The sequence below is a fragment of the Streptomyces sp. NPDC048275 genome, from assembly GCF_040652275.1.
Classification (GTDB): Bacteria; Actinomycetota; Actinomycetes; order Streptomycetales; family Streptomycetaceae; genus Streptomyces.
Window position 1 is genome coordinate 1 of sequence record NZ_JBEZLR010000051.1, and the last position, 18,152, is coordinate 18,152.

The 18,152-nt window shown below is 71.5% G+C and carries 13 protein-coding genes and 2 pseudogenes; 11 read left to right on the forward strand and 4 right to left on the reverse strand.

What is annotated here, in order from left to right; all coding sequences use genetic code 11:
* Nucleotides 1-98: 98 nt before the first annotated feature.
* Nucleotides 99-518, forward strand: coding sequence for a hypothetical protein (locus tag AB0D57_RS26930; RefSeq protein WP_362078214.1), 420 nt, complete (start codon nucleotides 99-101; stop codon nucleotides 516-518).
* Between the two features lie 170 nt (nucleotides 519-688).
* On the opposite strand, the gene AB0D57_RS26935 is transcribed toward AB0D57_RS26930, so the two are convergent.
* Nucleotides 689-1,438 (reverse strand): methyltransferase domain-containing protein, encoded by a 750-nt coding sequence (locus tag AB0D57_RS26935; protein WP_362078082.1) that lies wholly within the window; start codon nucleotides 1,436-1,438, stop codon nucleotides 689-691.
* A 184-nt stretch (nucleotides 1,439-1,622) separates the two neighbouring features.
* Between AB0D57_RS26935 and AB0D57_RS26940 the strand changes: the two genes are divergently transcribed.
* The 3 genes from AB0D57_RS26940 (at nucleotide 1,623) to AB0D57_RS26950 (ending at nucleotide 5,522) form a co-directional block, all read left to right on the forward strand.
* Nucleotides 1,623-2,555 (forward strand): glutaminase, encoded by a 933-nt coding sequence (locus AB0D57_RS26940; protein WP_362078217.1) that lies wholly within the window; start codon nucleotides 1,623-1,625, stop codon nucleotides 2,553-2,555.
* A 199-nt stretch (nucleotides 2,556-2,754) separates the two neighbouring features.
* Nucleotides 2,755-4,143, forward strand: a complete 1,389-nt coding sequence (gene mptB / locus AB0D57_RS26945; RefSeq protein WP_362078085.1) for a polyprenol phosphomannose-dependent alpha 1,6 mannosyltransferase MptB — start codon at nucleotides 2,755-2,757, stop codon at nucleotides 4,141-4,143.
* Nucleotides 4,140-5,522 (forward strand): glycosyltransferase 87 family protein, encoded by a 1,383-nt coding sequence (locus AB0D57_RS26950; RefSeq protein WP_362078088.1) that lies wholly within the window; start codon nucleotides 4,140-4,142, stop codon nucleotides 5,520-5,522. Before mptB ends, AB0D57_RS26950 begins: the two co-directional genes overlap by 4 nt.
* A gap of 11 nt (nucleotides 5,523-5,533) precedes the next feature.
* On the opposite strand, the pseudogene AB0D57_RS26955 reads toward AB0D57_RS26950, so the two are convergent.
* Together AB0D57_RS26955 and rho are read right to left on the reverse strand one after the other, a co-directional pair.
* Nucleotides 5,534-6,421 (reverse strand): annotated as a pseudogene (locus AB0D57_RS26955) (serine hydrolase); the annotation flags it as partial.
* Between the two features lie 114 nt (nucleotides 6,422-6,535).
* Nucleotides 6,536-7,681 carry a transcription termination factor Rho gene (gene rho, locus AB0D57_RS26960; protein ID WP_362078091.1) on the reverse strand — a complete coding sequence of 382 codons (1,146 nt, stop codon included), beginning with the start codon at nucleotides 7,679-7,681 and terminating at the stop codon, nucleotides 6,536-6,538.
* Between the two features lie 578 nt (nucleotides 7,682-8,259).
* On the opposite strand from rho, the gene AB0D57_RS26965 reads away from it, so the two are divergent.
* On the forward strand, nucleotides 8,260-8,688 hold the full coding sequence (locus AB0D57_RS26965) for a hypothetical protein (protein ID WP_362078094.1): 429 nt from the start codon (nucleotides 8,260-8,262) through the stop codon (nucleotides 8,686-8,688).
* A gap of 46 nt (nucleotides 8,689-8,734) precedes the next feature.
* Here AB0D57_RS26965 and AB0D57_RS26970 read toward each other — a convergent pair whose 3' ends face one another.
* On the reverse strand, nucleotides 8,735-9,145 hold the full coding sequence (locus AB0D57_RS26970; protein ID WP_362078097.1) for a Fur family transcriptional regulator: 411 nt from the start codon (nucleotides 9,143-9,145) through the stop codon (nucleotides 8,735-8,737).
* A gap of 247 nt (nucleotides 9,146-9,392) precedes the next feature.
* Between AB0D57_RS26970 and katG the strand changes: the two genes are divergently transcribed.
* The 6 genes and pseudogenes from katG (at nucleotide 9,393) to AB0D57_RS27000 (ending at nucleotide 18,137) form a co-directional block, all read left to right on the forward strand.
* Nucleotides 9,393-11,606 carry a catalase/peroxidase HPI gene (katG, locus tag AB0D57_RS26975; protein WP_362078100.1) on the forward strand — a complete coding sequence of 738 codons (2,214 nt, stop codon included), beginning with the start codon at nucleotides 9,393-9,395 and terminating at the stop codon, nucleotides 11,604-11,606.
* 142 nt (nucleotides 11,607-11,748) lie between these two features.
* Nucleotides 11,749-12,027: pseudogene (locus tag AB0D57_RS26980) on the forward strand (cytochrome P450); the annotation flags it as partial.
* Between the two features lie 127 nt (nucleotides 12,028-12,154).
* Entirely contained in the window at nucleotides 12,155-12,925 is a 771-nt protein-coding gene (locus AB0D57_RS26985; protein WP_362078104.1) for an SDR family NAD(P)-dependent oxidoreductase, read from the forward strand.
* Between the two features lie 6 nt (nucleotides 12,926-12,931).
* A complete protein-coding gene (locus AB0D57_RS26990) occupies nucleotides 12,932-13,345 on the forward strand; it encodes a VOC family protein (protein WP_362078106.1) in 414 nt (137 codons plus the stop codon).
* An 11-nt stretch (nucleotides 13,346-13,356) separates the two neighbouring features.
* Nucleotides 13,357-15,147 carry an MFS transporter gene (locus tag AB0D57_RS26995; RefSeq protein WP_362078108.1) on the forward strand — a complete coding sequence of 597 codons (1,791 nt, stop codon included), beginning with the start codon at nucleotides 13,357-13,359 and terminating at the stop codon, nucleotides 15,145-15,147.
* Nucleotides 15,148-15,332: 185 nt separating this feature from the next.
* On the forward strand, nucleotides 15,333-18,137 hold the full coding sequence (locus AB0D57_RS27000; protein WP_362078110.1) for a SpoIIE family protein phosphatase: 2,805 nt from the start codon (nucleotides 15,333-15,335) through the stop codon (nucleotides 18,135-18,137).
* Nucleotides 18,138-18,152: the final 15 nt, after the last annotated feature.

Sequence of the window (18,152 nt, forward strand, 5' to 3'; positions counted from 1 at the left end):
CGTGCCGGCGAGTGCGTTGTTGCCGTCCGGCTCCAGGGCGAGTGGCGGGACCCGGTCCGGATCGGTGTCGATCAGCGCCTTCTCGCGACCCGGCCGCGCTGCGCCGGCACGTCGCGGGACACGTGCAGCGCGGGCTGGTCGGCAGCCTGGGCGACCACACCACGCTGGCGGTCGGCATCACGGGCGAGGACGGCCGCACCCTGGTGCTGCGGGACGGGGCGGACGTGCAGGTCGATCCGGGGGTGGTCCGGCTGTTCCTCGACACCGGCCGCATCCCGGTGGTGTCGAGCGTCGCATACGACTCCGGCGGGGGCATCCAGTACCTCGGTGCGGTCCCCGCGGCCGTCGCACTCGCCGCCGCGCTGCAGGCCGACCTGGTGCTCCCGGCGGGAGCCGAGGGCACATTCCCCGCGACCGCGGCCGTCGTCGACATGTCGGTTCCGCACGCCGTGCTGAGGCATCTCTACCGCCTGGACGACTCCGGCGAGTCCGGCCCCGGGACGGCGCTCGGCGGGTGACGCGGAGGCGGTCGGCCCGCCTCACGCGGTGCGCCGGTCCCGCGGCTGCGGGGGCCGGCCCACCGACCCGTCCTCGTCGCCCTACGACGGGCCGGAGGCCGGCAGGTCCCGCAAGACCGCGTAGGGCGGCCTGGGCTCCCTGCCGCTCGCCCGGTCCCGGCGGTGGGCCCTCAGGGCCGGGGCTCCCTGCCCAGGAGGAGGGTGACGAACCCGAGCGTGCCCCGGTAGCCGTGGAGCCAGGCGGCGCGGTGCTCGGCCGCGGCCTTGAGGGCCTGGACGTGGTCCGGGTCACCGGGGTGGTCCAGGGCCCACCGGGAGAGGGAGCCGGTCCAGGACCACTCGTAGTCGTCCCACTCCTGGAGGGTGCTCACGTGTCCGTACAGGGGCACCCAGCCCTCGGCCACCACCTGGTCGACGGTCGTCGCGAGGTCGTCGTACTCGTCCGCGGCGAAACCGGCGTCGAGGGTGCCGCGGTCGGGCTCGTGCTCCCAGAAGCAGTCGCCGACCAGCACGCTGCCGCCCGGGACGAGGTGGCTCTCGGCTGCCTTCAAGGTGGGCAGCAGGCCGCCGAAGGCGTGGCTGGCACCGATGCTCAAGACCAGGTCGTAGCGGTGCGGTGAGCTGAACTCGGCGGCGTCCTGCGCGTAGAAGGCGACCCGGTCGCCGAGTCCGGCCGCGTCGGCCGCGGCACGGGCCGCCGCGAGGGCGTCGGCGTCGCTGTCGACGCCGTCGGCACGCAGGTCCGGGCGACCGGCCTGCGCGCGCAGCAGCCAGGCGCCCGATCCGCAGCCGAGATCGAGGAGCCGGGCGTCGCCGTCGGGGACGGCCCGGTCGAGCAGTGTCCGCACGGACGCATCGCTCAGCGGCGCGGCGATGGGGTGACGGGTGTGGGCGATGGAACTGATCTGTCGACGGTGCATGGCAGCATCCTGCCTGCCGCCCGCCCCGGGGCTGCCGAGGCCGCCCGCGGACGCGCGTCGGTCGACCCGATGGAGGCTCGAGGCTCTGCTGCGCCCCGAGGTGCTCGCCGGCAGCGGCACCCCGCAGGCGGTCCGAACCCAGGAGGTCCGAACCGATGAGCACCGGGGCCGGACGGGCGGCAGAATGATGATCATGTCCCCGTCCCTGCCCTTCGAGCCGGTCCTGGAGCGCATCGCCACCGAGATCGAGCAGACACCCGGCCGCGGGCGGCCCGCCGACTACATCCCGGCGCTGGCCGCCTGCGACCCGCGCCGCTTCGGCATGGCCGTGGCCGAACTCGACGGCACGGTGTACGGCGTGGGGGACTGGCGGCAACCGTTCTCCACGCAGTCCATCACCAAGGTCTTCACCCTCGCCCTCGACCTGGCCCGCGAGGGCGACGAGCTGTGGGAGCACGTCGGCCGCGAGCCCTCCGGCAACCCCTTCAACTCGCTGGTCCAACTGGAGTACGAGAACGGCATCCCGCGCAATCCCTTCATCAACGCGGGCGCCCTCGTCGTCACCGACCGACTGCAGACCCGTACCGGGGACGCGGCCGGCACGCTGCTGGAGTTCCTGCGTGCCGAGAGCGGCAACCCTTCGCTGACGTTCGACAAGGACGTCGCCGCCTCCGAGGCCTTGCACGGCGACCGCAACGCGGCCCTCGGCCATTTCATGGCGTCGTACGGCAACATCGACAACCCGGTGCCGGTGCTCCTCGACCAGTACTTCCGCCAGTGCTCGATAGCGGCGTCCTGCGCCGACCTCGCGCTCGCCACCGGTTTCCTGGCCCGGCACGGCATCCGCGCCGACGGCTCCCGGCTGCTCACCCGCAGCCAGGCCAAGCAGGTCAACGCGGTCATGCTGACCTGCGGCACATACGACGCGGCGGGCGACTTCGCCTACCGGGTCGGCCTGCCCGGCAAGAGCGGCGTCGGCGGCGGCATCATCGCCGTCGTACCGGGCCGCTGCACGCTGTGCGTATGGAGCCCCGGCCTCGACGAACGCGGCAACTCGGTCACGGGGGTGACGGCCTTGGACCGCTTCACGACACTGACGGGGCTGTCGGTGTTCTAGCCGGTGTTCCAGTGGGGCTCGTCCGTGCCCCGCCAGGGACACGGGGCTGTGCCATGGGCGGCTCCCCCGCGTGGGCGCGAGCAGCTACGACGATCCCGCATCCGACGCCCCACCCGCAGGTCACCCCACAGCCCCCGCCCGGAGGGCATCGCGTCGCTTTCCGGCCACCCGTCGTTGACACACTTCCCGAGTGTTGGCCATGGCTTTTCCCATCGATCTCCGTCGTTGCCAGGCCCTGGGCCTGGCCGGCACGGCCTTCCTCGCACTCGGCGGCGAGACGGCCGGAGCCCTGCCCGCGCGGGACGTCCTCGCCCCCGGCTCCGGCCGCGCCGTACTCGGCCTGGTCGGCGTGTACTTCGGCGTCGTCCTGCTGATCGCCGCGTGGGCGCTGCTCGGCACCGTCGTACGGGGTCCCGAGCCGCCCACCCCGCGCGCCCTGCTCCTGGTGCTGGCCGCGTGGGCGGCGCCGCTGCTGCTCGCGCCGCCGTTGTTCAGCCGGGACGTGTACAGCTATCTCGCGCAGGGCGCCATGGTCGACGCGCACATCGACGTGTACGCGTACGGGCCCGCCCAGTTGGGCGGGCCACTCGCCGACGAGGTGGCGCCCGTGTGGCAACAGACCACCACGCCGTACGGACCGGTCTTCCTCGCCGTCGCCTCCGCGCTGTCCGGGCTGACGCGCGGGGAGATCCCGGCCGGGCTGCTCGGCATGCGGCTGGTCGCCCTGCTCGGCGTCGCGTTGATGGCGGCGGCGCTGCCCCGCCTCGCTCGGCACAGCGGCGCCGATCCGGCCGCCGCGCTGTGGCTGGGGGTGCTCAATCCCCTCGTCCTCCTGCACCTGGTGGCCGGTGCGCACAATGACGCCATCATGCTCGGGCTGCTCGGCGTCGGCCTGGTCGCCGCGCGCGGCCGCCTGCACCTGCTGGGCGTCGTCCTCATCACCCTCGCCGCGCTGGTCAAGGCGCCCGCCGTGCTCGGTCTGCTGGCGGTCGTGGCGCTGCGCGGACGCCGCGGGGCGGTGCGGACCGTCCTGACCACGACCGCGGTCGCGCTCGCCACCACCGTCGCGGCCACCGCGGCGGCGGGCACCGGCTACGGCTGGATGGCGGCTCTGAAGACCCCCATCTCCCCGCACAACTGGTCGCCCACCAGCGTGCTCGGCCGCGTCACAGGCTCCCTGCTCAAGGAACTCGGCAGCGGCCTCGCCCCGCTCGCGCTGCCCGTCTGGCACGCGACCGGGCTGGTGGTGACCGTGATCGTCGTCCTGTTCATATGGCTGCGCCTGAAGCCCGGCCCGATCTACGCGCTGGGCCTGAGCCTGGCGGCGGTCGCCGTGTTCGGTCCGGCGATCCGCCCCTGGTACGCCCTGTGGGGCCTGTTCCTCATCGCCGCGGCGGCGCCGAGCGGTTCGGTGCGCCACCGGGTCGCGGCCGCCAGCGGAGTCCTCGCCCTCGCCGTGCTGCCGAGTGGAGCCCCACCGGACGCCGATCAGGTGATCCTGGCTGTCTCCGGGGGAGTGCTCGCCCTCGTCGTGCTCTGGCAGGCACATCAGGCGGCGCAGGCACCGGTACTGGGGCGGACGGCGTGAAGGGGCCCGCCACGAATGGCCGACGCCTGCTCCTCGTGTGCGGACTGGCCGTCGCCATCGGTGTGTTCACCGCCACCGTGCCGCTGCTCCGTGACTGGTTCGACCTGCGCGTCTACTACGGCACCGTCGACGCCTGGGCCCATCACGACGGCCGGATCTACGACTATCAGCTGCCGGGAACGACGTACGGCTTCACATACCCGCCGTTCGCCGCCGTCGGCATGCTGCCGATGACGCTGGTCGGGCTGCACACCGCGATCGCCATCGCGCTGCTGCTCAACCTCGCTGCGCTGGCCGCCGTGGTGTGGATCCTGGTCGGGCCCGCGCTGCGCCGCTACGGGTGGTTCGGTTTCGCGCTCGCGGGCTGTCTGCCGGCCCTGCTCGAACCGGTCCGTGACACCTTCAGCTTCGGGCAGGTCAACCTCCTGCTGCTGGCCCTCGTGCTGAGCGACGCGTGGCTGCTGTCGACCGGCCGGAGCCGCTGGGCGGGCGTCGGCATCGGCCTGGCCGCCGCGATCAAGCTGACTCCCGCGATCTTCATCGCCCTGCTGCTGCTCGCCGGCCGCCGACGCGCCGCGGGGGTCGCCACGGCCGTCGTCGCGGCGGCCACCGCGCTGGCGGCCTGGGTGGCACCGGAGGCGTCGCGCTTCTACTGGACCGAGGCGTTGTGGGACACGGACCGCATCGGACGCCTGGCCTATGTCTCCAACCAGTCCTTGCAGGGCGTCCTGGCCCGGCTCGCGGCACCGGGTGAGCCGAGCAGGGCAGCCTGGGCGTCGGCTGCCGTGGTGGTCCTGGGCGTGTGGGCGTGGCGGACGTCCCGTGCCCTGGCCGACGAGGACTGGACGGCCGCGTTCGCCCTGACCGGACTCGCCGCCTGCCTGGTCAGCCCGATCACCTGGGTGCATCACCTGGTCTGGCTGCTGCCGTCCTTCGCCGTGCTGCTGCACCGGCACCGGCTGCGCGTCGCCGCCGCCCTGTACGCGGTGCTGTGCAGCAGCGTGGTGTGGCTGTGGTTCGACGACTCGTCCGGCCTCGACGGATTCCTCGGCAGCAACACGTATACGTGGATCACGCTGGGGCTGCTGCTGTGGCTGCCGGCCGGTCAGTCGCGCGTGAACCGCCCGGCCTTGAGGCGCAGAGCGAGGGCCACTCCTGCCGCTCCCAGAGCGGCCGCGCCCACGATGCCGGCAGCCTCGGGCCAGCCGGGGGCGTCGCTCTTGGAGGGCGGGGCCACGGGCTCGCCGCCGGGTCCCGCTGCCGGTACGGCCCGGGTATCGAGGATCGACCCGACGGGATGGACGCGCCCGGCCGCCGCGAAGCCCCAGTCGAGCAGCTCGCGCGCCTCCTCGTACACCGTGACTCCGCCGCCCGCCTGAGGGTTCATCACCGTGACGATGAGGGTGCGCCCGTCTCGCCGCGCGGCGGCGACGAGCGTGTTGCCGGCCTCGGTGGTGTAGCCGTTCTTGACGCCGATCAGGCCCGGGTACTCCTCCACTCCGTCGGCGCCGGTCAGCAGTCGGTTGGTGTTGTGGATCTCGTAGGCGTAGCCGTCGCCGGGGAAGGTGGACACGGCGGTCGAGCAGTACCGCGCGAATTCCGGGTTGCGCAGCCCGGCCCGCGCGAAGACCGCGAGGTCGTACGCCGACGAGACCTGGCCGGGTGCGTCGTATCCGTCGGGTGAGACGACATGGGTGTCGAGGGCGCCGAGTGCACGGGCCTTGGCCTGCATCCGGGTGGCCGTGGACTTCCAGCCGCCGTTCATCGCGGCCAGTACGTGCACGGCGTCGTTGCCGGAGTTGAGGAAGACACCGCGCCACAGGTCGGCCACGCGGTAGGTGTGCCCCTCGCGGACGCCCACCAGGCTGCTGCCTTCGCCGATCCCTTCGAGCTCCTCCTCGGTGACGGTGTGGGGGATGCCGCCGGGCAGCGCCGGGAGCACCGTGAGCGCGAACAGGGTCTTCAGGGTACTGGCGGGCGGCAGCTCGCGGTGTGCGTTGTGCGCGGCGAGCACCGCGCCGGTGCGGGCATCGGCCACCAGCCACGACAGCGCGGAGAGGTCCGGGACCTCGGGCGCCTCGGTGCGTGGCCGTACCTGTGTCCCGGGCCGATGGAGCGACGGCTCCTGGGAGGTCACGGGTCTCGGCAGATCCGGGTCCGCGCTGATACGGGCGACGGCCGCACCTGGCGCGAGGGCCAGGGCGCCGACCACGCAGACGGCGGAGCAGGAGAGGGTGACGCGGGAGACTGCGACGCGGGATGAGAATCCGATAGTCATACCGCAAACGTAGGAACGGAGTCGCTGTATGGCGGGGTGCCAGGCCCGGGTGAGGGGATCGAGCACCCGGATGCCACACGCGAAAGGGGTGCCGACAGGGGTTCCTGGGAGGGTTCAGGCGGCCGGCAGGGTCGGCTGGACCTGGCGCAGGAAGGTCGCGTTGTCCCGCGTGGTGCGCATCCGCTCCAGGAGGGGTTCCAGGTTCGCCTGGCCGTCCCGCGTCTGCAGGGCACGACGCAGACCTCGTACGGCGGCCAACTCGGTGGTGGGCAGGAGAAGTTCCTCGCGGCGGGTGCCCGACGGGGTGATGTCGACGGCCGGGAACACCCGGCGGGAGGCGAGGGTCCGGTCGAGGCGGAGTTCCATGTTGCCGGTGCTTTTGAGCTCCTCGAAGAAGAAGTCGTCGGCGCGGGAGCCGGTGTCCACCAGGGCGGTGGCGAGGATGGTGAGCGAGCCGCCCTCCTCGGCGAGGCGCGCGGCACCGAAGAACCGCTTGGGGCCGTGCAGCGCGGCGGCGTCGACGCCGCCGCTGAGGGTGCGGCCACCGGCGGCGGCGGCGTTGTTGTGCGCCCGGCACAGCCGGGTGAGGGAGTCCATCAGGATGACGACGTCCTCGCCCTGCTCGACGAGCCGCTTGGCGCGCTCGATGACGAGGTCGGCGAGCGCGATGTGCTGCTTCGGCGTCTTGTCGAAGGTCGAGGCGAAGACCTCGCCCCGGACGGAGCGCCGCATGTCGGTGACTTCTTCGGGCCGCTCGTCGAGCAGCACCACCATCAGGTGGCATTCCGGGTGGTTGCCCGCGACGGCGGCGGCGATCTGCTGGAGCAGCACCGTCTTGCCGGTCTTGGGCGGGGCGACGATCAGGCCACGCTGGCCCTTGCCGACGGGCGAGACCAGGTCGACGACGCGTCCGGCCATGCCGCTCGCCGGGTGTTCCAGGCGGAGCCGGTCGCGAGGGTGCAGCGGGGTGAGGTCGCGGAAGTGCGGGCGGCGGCGCAGCTCTTCGGGCGTACGTCCGTTGATCCGCTCGACATCGGCGAGGGCGCGCGGCCCGCCGCGTACACCTTCGACGATGTCGCCCTTGCGCAGGCCGTGACGGCGGATCAGCGCGGCGGAGACCTGGACGTCGGCCGGTGTGGGCAACAGGCTCTCGGCGGCACGCAGGTACCCCTGCCCGTTGTGCGCGATGTCGAGGACACCGGTGGCGGCCTGGGCCGGGAGCTTCTGCTGTACGGGAGGGTGTTCGAGTGTGGTGGTCATGAGAGGGGTCCTTTCGAGGACGGTTTCATGAAGTCATGAGGAGGGGGATGTGCCGGGGGAGGCGGCGTGCTCACGCCTCGCTGCGGCGGGGAACATCACTTCGGGTACGGCGGAGACCGCACTCGATCTCGAGAGGTGATGTGGAGAAGCTGGTCCACCGGTCGGACAACGACGGGCGTATCAGCGAAAAGAGGTGGAAACCGCACCGGCGCCCGAGACCGGGCGTACACAAGTGCTGACCGCAGCATACCACCCGACGGGCGGGCCGGGCTGTGATGTGCGCCTCAGCGGCGAGACGCGGGGTGGTGGCTCGCCGGGGCGGGAAGAACCTGGGAGGACTCGGACCGTTGAAACGGTTCCCCCGTGGAACGATGCCGCAGGTGTCCGGCAACGCCACCGCCTCCGGCCGGTGCGGCCGACAGGGCGAACATCGCAAGGTGGTGCTGCCGAGATGTGCGGGTCATGGGAATCTCTCCCCAGTAGGGGTGCATGCGTGTCTCAAGTAGGCCCTTGGAGGTGAGGCGCGGCAGGCCCCGATATTTCGTGACTTGGCAGAAAGGTCCTAGGGGGTCTTGAGTGTGAGCGGCGGCTACGGGACGCATCCCGAGGCGATCGCGGAGGTTGTGGCCGCGGTGGGTGATGCGGCGGTCGTGCTCTCGTACGAGGAAGACCGAGCGTTTGCCGCAGTCAGCTTGAGCCGGTTCGGTGCGGTGGGGTCGACTCGGCTGGACTGGCACGGTGTTGAAGTTCTTGAGCGATCCACTGCGTTCGACGGTGCGCAGCTGCGCAGGATGGTGCACGACCACGGGGACGGGACCGAGCTCGCAGTCGTGTTCTGGAGCAATCTCGCAGTGCCCTCCGTCGCTCTGGAGGCCGGCACGGTGGCGACCCACGCCGAGACGCTGTTGGACTGCTCTCCGGAATGCTGGGTCTACCTGGCTGACAGTCGGATGCTGATCGAGTTCCAGGACGGTGAGGGAGCCACCGTGGGCCGAGTGCCGGACTGACCCACCCGCCCGATCGTGGACGCCGGCGTCGGTGCTCGGCGATTGCCTAGGCGCAGGAGCGGCACAGTCCGCGGTACGTGACCTCGACCTCGGACACCGTGAAGCCGAACCGCTCCTCCGGTGGGAGGTCGGCCAGCGGGTTGCCGGTCGGGTGGACGTCGCGGATGGTGCCGCAGCTGGAGCACACCAGGTGCTGGTGCGGGTGGTGTGCGTTGGGGTCGTAGCGCTTGGCGCGGCCTTCGGTGGAGACCTCTATGACCTCACCGAGGGAGACCAGCTCGCCCAGGGTGTTGTAGACGGTCGCCCGGGAGATCTCGGGCAGCCGCTGTGCCGCGCGGGCGTGTACCTCGTCGGCCGTGAGATGCACGTGGTCGCCGTCGAGGACCTCCGCAACGACACGCCGCTGGGAGGTCATCCGCCAGCCACGCCCTCGCAGTCGCTCCAGCAGGTCACTCATATCGGTTCACCTATTCGGGTTCGGCGGGGTGTACGAAGTTTACCAGCGGATGTCCGAGTTCCGATTGAGTGTGGGTATGGCGCGCTTCTTGACTTGGACTCTGTCCATCGTAGGATCAGTTCCGGCGATAGCCAAGGGACAGGAAGACTCCAGTACGGCATGAAACAGAGACGTGACCCGTGTGTGAGGCCCTCCCGCCGCCCGCAGTGCCTGAGCACCGTGATCCACCAAATCCAGAAGGATTGCCATGTCTGAGAACCCCGATGCAATCGTCACAGACGCGAAAACGGAGGGCGCGGGTGGCTGCCCCGTCGCGCACGGGCGCGCTTCGCACCCGACTCAGGGCGGCGGAAACCGCCAGTGGTGGCCCGAGCGGCTCAACCTGAAGATCCTCGCCAAGGACCCCGCCGTGGCGAACCCGCTCGGTGAGCAGTTCGACTACGCCGAGGCCTTCAAGAACCTCGACCTCGCGGCCGTCAAACAGGACATCGCCGAGGTGCTGACGACCTCGCAGGACTGGTGGCCCGCCGACTTCGGCAACTACGGCCCGCTGATGATCCGTATGGCCTGGCACAGCGCGGGCACCTACCGCATCAGCGACGGCCGCGGCGGTGGCGGCCGCGGGCAGCAGCGCTTCGCGCCGCTGAACAGCTGGCCGGACAACGGCAACCTCGACAAGGCCCGCCGTCTGCTGTGGCCGGTCAAGAAGAAGTACGGCCAGTCCATCTCCTGGGCCGACCTCATGATCCTCACCGGCAATGTCGCCCTGGAGCAGATGGGCTTCGAGACCTTCGGCTTCGGCGGCGGCCGCGCCGACGTCTGGGAGGCCGACGAGGACGTCTACTGGGGTCCCGAGACCACCTGGCTCGACGACCAGCGCTACACCGGCGACCGAGAGCTGGAGAACCCGCTCGGCGCCGTCCAGATGGGCCTCATCTACGTCAACCCCGAGGGCCCCAACGGCAACCCGGACCCGATCGCCGCGGCCCGTGACATCCGTGAGACGTTCCGCCGCATGGCGATGAACGACGAGGAGACCGTCGCCCTCATCGCCGGTGGCCACACCTTCGGCAAGACCCACGGCGCCGGCCCGGCGGAGAGCGTCGGCAACGACCCCGAGGCCGCCACCATGGAGGAACAGGGCCTGGGCTGGAAGTCCACCTACGGCACCGGCAAGGGCGGCGACGCCATCACCTCCGGTCTCGAGGTCACCTGGACCACCAAGCCCACCCAGTGGAGCAACGACTTCTTCGACATCCTCTTCGGCTACGAGTGGGAGCTGACCCAGAGCCCTGCCGGCGCCAACCAGTGGGTGGCCAAGGACGCCGAGGCGATCATCCCCGACGCGCACGACCCGTCGAAGAAGCGTCTGCCCACGATGCTCACCACCGACCTCTCGCTTCGCTTCGACCCGATCTACGGTCCGATCTCGCGCCGCTTCCACGAGAACCCGGCCGAGTTCGCGGACGCGTTCGCCCGCGCCTGGTACAAGCTGACCCACCGTGACCTGGGCCCGAAGTCCCTGTACCTCGGCCCGGAGATCCCGCAGGAGACGCTGCTGTGGCAGGACCCGCTGCCGGCCGCCGAGGGCGAGGCCATCGACGCCGCCGACGTCGCGGCTCTGAAGGCCAAGCTGCTCGACTCGAGCCTGACGGTCTCGCAGCTGGTCTCCACCGCGTGGGCCTCGGCGTCCACCTTCCGCGGCAGCGACAAGCGCGGCGGCGCCAACGGTGCCCGCATCCGCCTGGAGCCGCAGCGCGGCTGGGAGGTCAACAACCCCGACGAGCTCGCCCAGGTCCTGCGCGTCCTGGAGAGCGTCCGGTCGGAGTTCAACTCCGGTGCCAAGAAGGTCTCCCTGGCCGACCTGATCGTCCTGGGCGGTGCCGCCGCGGTCGAGAAGGCCGCCAAGGACGCCGGCTTCGACGTGGAGGTCCCCTTCACGCCGGGCCGGGTGGACGCGACCGAGGAGCACACCGACGCGGAGTCCTTCGCCGCGCTGGAGCCGACCTCGGACGGCTTCCGCAACTACCTGGGCAAGGGCAACCGCCTGCCGGCCGAGTACCTGCTGCTCGACCGCGCCAACCTGCTCACCCTGAGCGCCCCCGAGCTGACCGTCCTCGTCGGCGGCCTGCGCGTCCTGGGCGCCAACCAGGGCGGCTCGTCGCACGGCGTCTTCACCGACACCCCGGGCACGCTGAGCAACGACTTCTTCGTCAACCTGCTCGACCTGGGCACGACGTGGAAGTCGACCTCCGAGGACCAGACCACCTTCGAGGGCCGCGACGCCTCGGGCGGAGTCAAGTGGACCGGCACCCGTGCCGACCTCGTCTTCGGCTCCAACTCCGAGCTGCGCGCGCTCGCGGAGGTCTACGCGAGCGACGACGCGAAGGCGAAGTTCGTGAACGACTTCGTCGCGGCGTGGAACAAGGTCATGGACCTGGACCGGTTCGACCTCGTCTGATCATGACGGTCTGATCAGGACGTCCAGGCCGGCCCACGTGGGCCGGCCTGGACGTCTTCTCGTTTCTGTGCTGTGCCCATGGCGGATCTGATCCAGCTGTGAGTAGGCGGAAACGATCGTCGTACGGCCTTCAACTCGGCCCGGCAGCAACGCCGTGCACGGGCCGGACGCCGACCACTTCGACGTCACCCGGCCCGGCAGGCCCGACACCGCCCGACACCTCTCGCTCGGGCACGGCGCCCATTACTGCCTCGGCGCCCCGCTGGCGCGCATGGAGTCGACCATCGCCCTGGAGCGGCTGTTCACCCGCTTCCCCGACCTCGACCTCGCCGTGCCCGAGGCGGAACTCTCCCGTCACTCCGGCTTCGTGGGCAACAGCGTGCGGGCGCTTCCGGTACGGCCGGGGGCCGCCCGCGGCTGACTTGGCGCATACCAGCCATACGACACCGCGATGGCCCTGAGCTGACCCTTTTCTTGTTCTCGCCTAACGCCGTACCTACGCTTCCACCACCGCACACCGGCGGTACGGGACAAGGGGTGCGGAAATCATGGGTCGACTGGCCGGGAAAATCGCTTTCATCAGCGGCACGGGTGCTGGAATAGGGCGGGCCGCGGCTCAGATATTCGCGGCGGAGGGCGCCACCGTATTCGGCAGCGACATTGATTCCGAAGCCGCCGCCGAAACGGTCGAACTCGTCGAGAAGGCCGGCGGCGTCATGCGGTCCCTGGCTCCGGTGGACCTGTCCACCGAGGCGGGCGCCCGGGAGTGGATCGACGCGGGGATCGCGGCGTTCGGTGGGCTCGACATCCTCTACAACAACGCCTCCGCCCTGCGGAACGGGCCGTTCGAGACCATGCCGGCCGAGGACTGGTACTTCACCATCAAGAACGAGCTCGACATCCCGTACTTCTGTACGCAGGCGGCCTGGCCGCATCTGATCGCCCGCGGCGGCGGAGCCGTCCTCAACGTCGCCTCGGTGGCCGCCGTTCGGGGCGCACCCTTCATGCCGATGGTGCCGCACGGCGCCGCCAAGGGCGGGGTGCTGGCGATGAGCAAGCACCTGTGCGCGGCCGGCGCCCCGCACCGCATCCGCGTCAACACCATCGCCCCCGGCATGACCCGTACGTCCGCGACCGCGCCCTTCCTCGACGATCCCGACGGGCCGAAGGCGCAGTTGGAGGCACGCATCCCGGTCGGCCGGGTGGGCGAGCCCGAGGACATCGCGCGCGCCGCGGTCTTCCTGTGCTCCGACGAGGCCGCGTTCGTCAACGGCGCCAACCTCATGGTCGACGGCGGCGACAGCGCGATGGCCGGCTGAGCGCCGGTGAACACACGACTCGACCACGTGGGCGTCAACGTACGCGATCTGCCCGCGCTCACCGCCTGGTACAAGGACGCCTTCGGGCTGACGGAGGTCTTCGCGTTCACCCTCGACGGGCCCGGGCTGAGCGCCGTGGTCCTGGAGCATCCGCACGGCTGGCGGATCGAACTCCTCGCCCGGGCCGGGTCCGGGCCCGGGCTGCGGGCGCCGGACCCGCTGACCGCCGCCCTCACCGAGGGATACGGGCACTTCGCGGTCACCACCCCCGAGTTCGACCCCGTCTACGCGGCCCTGGTGGCCCACGGAGCGGGCGAGGCCATGAAGCCGGGGCCGTCCCCCGAGCCCGGCGTTCGCATGGCCTGGGTCACCGACCCCGAGGGAAATCTCATCGAACTCATAGAGAAAAACGCAGAGTGAGGGCACGCACGATGACGGATTCGATCTCCACGAAATCCTTGAAAAGGCTGGACCTCGGAACACTCATAGCCTGCTGTCTCGCCGTGGCCGCGGCGCAGTTGTGCATTACCGTCCCCTCGCCCATCAACGGCGAAATTCAGGCCGCTTTCGGGGCATCGGGTTCCCAGGTGGCCTGGGTGACCTCCGCCTTCATTCTGCCCACCGCGATTCTCGAGCTGAATTTCGGTGTGGTGGGAGACCTGTTCGGCCGCAAGCGCCTGCTGGTGCTCGGCGGACTGGTCCTGGCGCTCGGTGAACTCCTCAATGCCACCTCGCAGAACATCACCATGATGTGGACCGGTCAGGCCCTCGCGGGCATCGGTGCCGCCGCGCTCTTCCCCAGCTCCCTCGCGGTCATCGCGGCCGCCACGCCCGACGGGAAGGACCGCGCCAAGGCGGTCTCCACCTGGGCGCTCAGCATCTCCCTCGCCTCCGCCGTGGGGCCGCTGTCCTCCGGAGTGCTCGCCACGGTCGCCGACTTCCGCTGGGCGTTCGTGCCGCCGGTCGTCCTCGGTCTGGTGGTCGCGGTCACGTCCTGGAAGCTGGTCACCGACTCCGAGGCTCCCGAAGGGCGCAGCCTGGACTGGCCCGGCCAGATCACCATCGCCGTCGGCCTCACCGCGCTGCTCTGGGGCATCATCGAGGGTGGCGAACGCGGCTGGAGCAGCGCGGCGATCGTGGGCTCGCTGGCCCTGGCGGCGGTGGCCCTCGTCGGATTCATCGTCGCGGAGACCCGCTCCGCCTCGCCCATGTTCAACCTGGACCTGCTGAAGATCCCGTCGTTCGCGGCGGCGGCCGTCGTTGCCCTGGCCGGCATGTTCGGCTTCATCGGCACCGCGTACTGCGTCTCGATCCGCCTCGGTGCCGTGATGCACCTGAGTGCGCTGCGGGCCAGCATGCCCTTTGTGATCCTGCAGCTGATCCCGCTGCTGCTGGCACCGGTGCTGAGCAAGATGCTCACCCGCGTCGACGCCCGCTGGCTCCTGATGGGCGGTCTGCTGCCGATGGCCGCGGGACAGTTCTGGATCGCTGCGCTCCCCATCACCACGACCTCCCTCGCCGCCTTCATCGGGCCCGGTGCTGCTGCTCGGCATCGGCTTCATCTGCGTGGTGTCCTCGCTGACCTCGGCGGCCGTGAACGCCGTGCCGATCCACATGACGGGTATGGCCAGCGGCGCCACCAGCCTGGTCCGCGAGTTCGGCCAGGGGCTCGGCCCGGCCGTGATCAGCACGATCGCGATGAGCGCCGCGTCCTCGGCGCTGGTGGGCAAGCTCAGCGGAGCGGACGCGGGCATGGAGGCCGCGGCCGGTCCCCTCGCCGTCGTGAACGCGGGCAGCGACAGCGCCAGGGCGGCGGCCCAGACCGCCCTCGGCCACGGCATGGCCCTGGGTGTGGTGATCTGCGGCTGCGCCTCGCTGCTCGGCGCGGTGGTCACCCTGCTGCTGGTACGGAAGAACACCGCCCGGTCGGCGGTCGGCGCGACGGACGAGGCGGCCGCGCAGACCGCGACCGCGTAGCGCGTACCTCGCGACGGAGAGGCCGGGGGCGAAAGCCCCGGCCTTGTCGCGTACCGGATGTCGTACGCGGCGGCGAGGTGCTGCGGACGGACGGGTCGTTCACGGAGACGAAGGAGTACGTCGCCGGCCTCGACATCCTGGAGCGCGACAGCCTGGAGGGGGGGCGATCGAGGCGGCCCGGGAGCAGGACGTCGAGCGGGCGCTCGCCTGCTACGCGCCGGGCGCCGAGGTTGTTCGTCCCGTGAACAGCCCGGCGCCCCGGACGTCCGGCTCGCGGGCCTTCGCCTGGCCGACGGGCGGCCGCCCTGGCCCCGGAGGGCCCGATGTTGTGACGTGTGTCACGGAAGGTCTAGGGTGAAGTGTCTGGAGGTCGCCGCCGGTCGGCGAGCCGACGGCGGCGCGCGATCGGGCCGGTCTCCGGGCGAGGGAAGTGATCCGGTTGTCCGTCGCCTGGGACGACATCGGCGGGCTCGTCGATGCACATGAGCGCTTCCTGACCGGTGCGCTGGTAGACACCGATGTCCGGGACTCCGTGCTCGACTCCTGGAAGCGATGCCGGTACGCCGGGCTGGAGCCGCGCGGGCTGCTGCTCCCGCATGCGCCGGACCTGGCACTGGACGACCACTTCCTGCTCGCGGCCGAGCCGGTGCTGAAGGACCTGACCGCCTCACTCGCCGAAGTGGGCATGACGATCGCGCTCTGCGACGCCCAGGGCCGCATGGTCCAGCGGCTCGGCGGTGACCGGCAGCTGCGCGAGCGCCTCGACGAGGTGCGGTTCGCCCCCGGATTCGACGCCTCCGAACCCGTCGCCGGCACCAATGGCGTCGGCACCGCCCTGGCCGAGCGCAGGCCGATCTACATCGTCGGCCGTGAGCACTTCGCCGACTGCATGCAGCCGTTCGCCTGTGCCGGCGCACCCGTCCGCGACCCCCTCAGCGGCCGGATCGAAGCCGTCCTCGATCTGACCTGCCTGCGCGACGACGGCGACCCCGCGATGCTGCGGCTGGTCCGCGAGGCCGCCCATGCCGTGGAGGCGCGGTTGCTGGAGCAGTCCACGGAACGGGAGCGGGCCCTGCTCGCCGCGTACCGGCGGGCCGACCGTGACACGGGTGGATGGCCGTGGCAGCGCGAGTCCGCGGCGCCGGGCCGCGGGAACGCCCACAGTGGCGGCGACCTGGGCCGGATCGACCTTGCCGTGCTGCGGGAGAAGGCCGAGGAGCTTCTCGCCTCGCCGCGGCGTACGTTCGACGAGGTACTCCTTTCCGGCGGTCGGATCGCCACCCTGTTGCGCCGCCCGGTCATCGGCGCGGCCGGCGAGACCGGCGTGGCCGTCGAGGCCCGTGTCTTCGGCGGCCCCCGGCTGCACCATGTCGTACCGGCCGTGGCTGCGGCGCCGGTCGCCGTACGGGCCGTGACCATGCCGTCCGCGCCGGTACCACCGTCCACCGCGACCGGGCCGCAGCCGGCGGCGCCGACCGGAACCGACGAGGGTGACGGCGAGGCCGGTGCCCGCGACTGGCTGCTGCTCGTGGGCGAGCCCGGTGTCGGCCGACTGGCCGTGCTGGCCCGCAGGCGCCTGGAGCTGCTGCACGACGCCGGCGTCAGGATCGGCACCACCCTGGACGTCACTCGCACCGCCGAGGAACTGGCGGAGGTGACCGTCCCCCGGTTCGCCGACTTCACCGCCGTCGACCTGCCCGATCCGGTGCTGCACGGCGACGAGCCGGGCCCGCTCGGCGGGGGCTCCCCGCTGCGCAGGGTCGCGATGGGCGCCGTTCATGAGGGCTCCCACCTGTACGGCGTCGGAGATCTGGTCCAGTTTGTGCCGTCCACGCCGCAGGCCCGCAGCCTGGAGAGCACGCGGTCCGTGCTCGAACCCGTGCTGATCGAGGCCGGCGGCTGGCTCGCCCAGGATCCGGAACGCCGCGAACGGGTGCTCGCGGCCGGGATCCATTCCCTGATCACGGTGCCCCTGCGGGCCCGAGGCACGACCCTCGGCGTGGTGAGCTTCTACCGCTCCCGCAAGCCCGCCCCCTTCGAGGACGACGACCTGTCGCTGGCCCAGGAGCTGGCCGGGCGCGCGGCGATCTGCGTCGACAACGCCCGGCGCTACACGCGTGAGCACGAGACCGCCCTCGCCCTGCAGCGCAGCCTGCTGCCGCGGGGCCGGTCCGAGCAGAACGCCGTCGAGGTGGCCTACCGCTATCTGCCCGCGCAGGCCGGCGTGGGCGGCGACTGGTTCGACGTCATCCCGCTGTCCGGCGCCCGGGTGGCGCTGGTCGTCGGCGACGTGGTGGGCCACGGTCTGCACGCCGCCGCCACCATGGGCCGACTGCGCACCGCCGTGCACAACTTCTGCTCCCTGGACCTGCCGCCCGAAGACCTCCTGACCCACCTCGACGACCTGGTCGGACGGCTCGACCGGGGCGAGGGCTGGGCGGTGGAGAACACCCAGACGGACTCCGGAATCGTCGGAGCCACCTGCTTGTACGCCGTCTACGACCCGGTGTCCCGACACTGCACCCTCACCCGCGCCGGGCACCCCCTGCCCGCGATCGTGGGACCCGACGCAACGGTGGACTTCGTCGATCTGCCCCCGGGGCCCCCGCTCGGCCTCGGTGGGATGCCCTTCGAGACCGTCGAACTGGAGCTGGCCGAGGGCAGCCAGCTGGTCCTCTACACCGACGGACTGATCGAGGACCGGCACCGGGACATCGACTCCGGCCTGGACAAGCTCCGCACCGTCCTGGCCCGCGCAGACCGGGCACCGGAGGACACCTGCGAGGCGGTTCTCGACGCACTGCTGCCGACCCGGAAGAGCGACGACGTGGCCCTGCTCGTGGCCCGTACGCACACGCTGGGACCCGAACGGGTCGCGCAGTGGGACCTGCCCAGTGACCCGGCGGTCGTCTCCCGGTCCCGAGCGGCGGTCATCGGTCAGCTGGCCGCCTGGGGCCTGGACGAACTCGCTTTCACCACCGAGCTGATCGCCAGCGAGCTGGTCACCAACGCCATTCGGCACGCGACCGGCCCGGTCCAGCTGCGGCTGCTTCGCGACCGTGCGCTGATCTGCGAGGTGTCCGACGGCAGCAGCACCTCGCCCCGGCTGCGCCGCGCCAGGAACGAGGACGAGGGCGGCCGCGGCCTCTTCCTCGTAGCCCAGCTCACCGAGCGCTGGGGGACCCGCTACACACCCCATGGAAAGATCATCTGGACCGAGCAGCCGCTCCCGTGACCGCCGCGCGGGTCG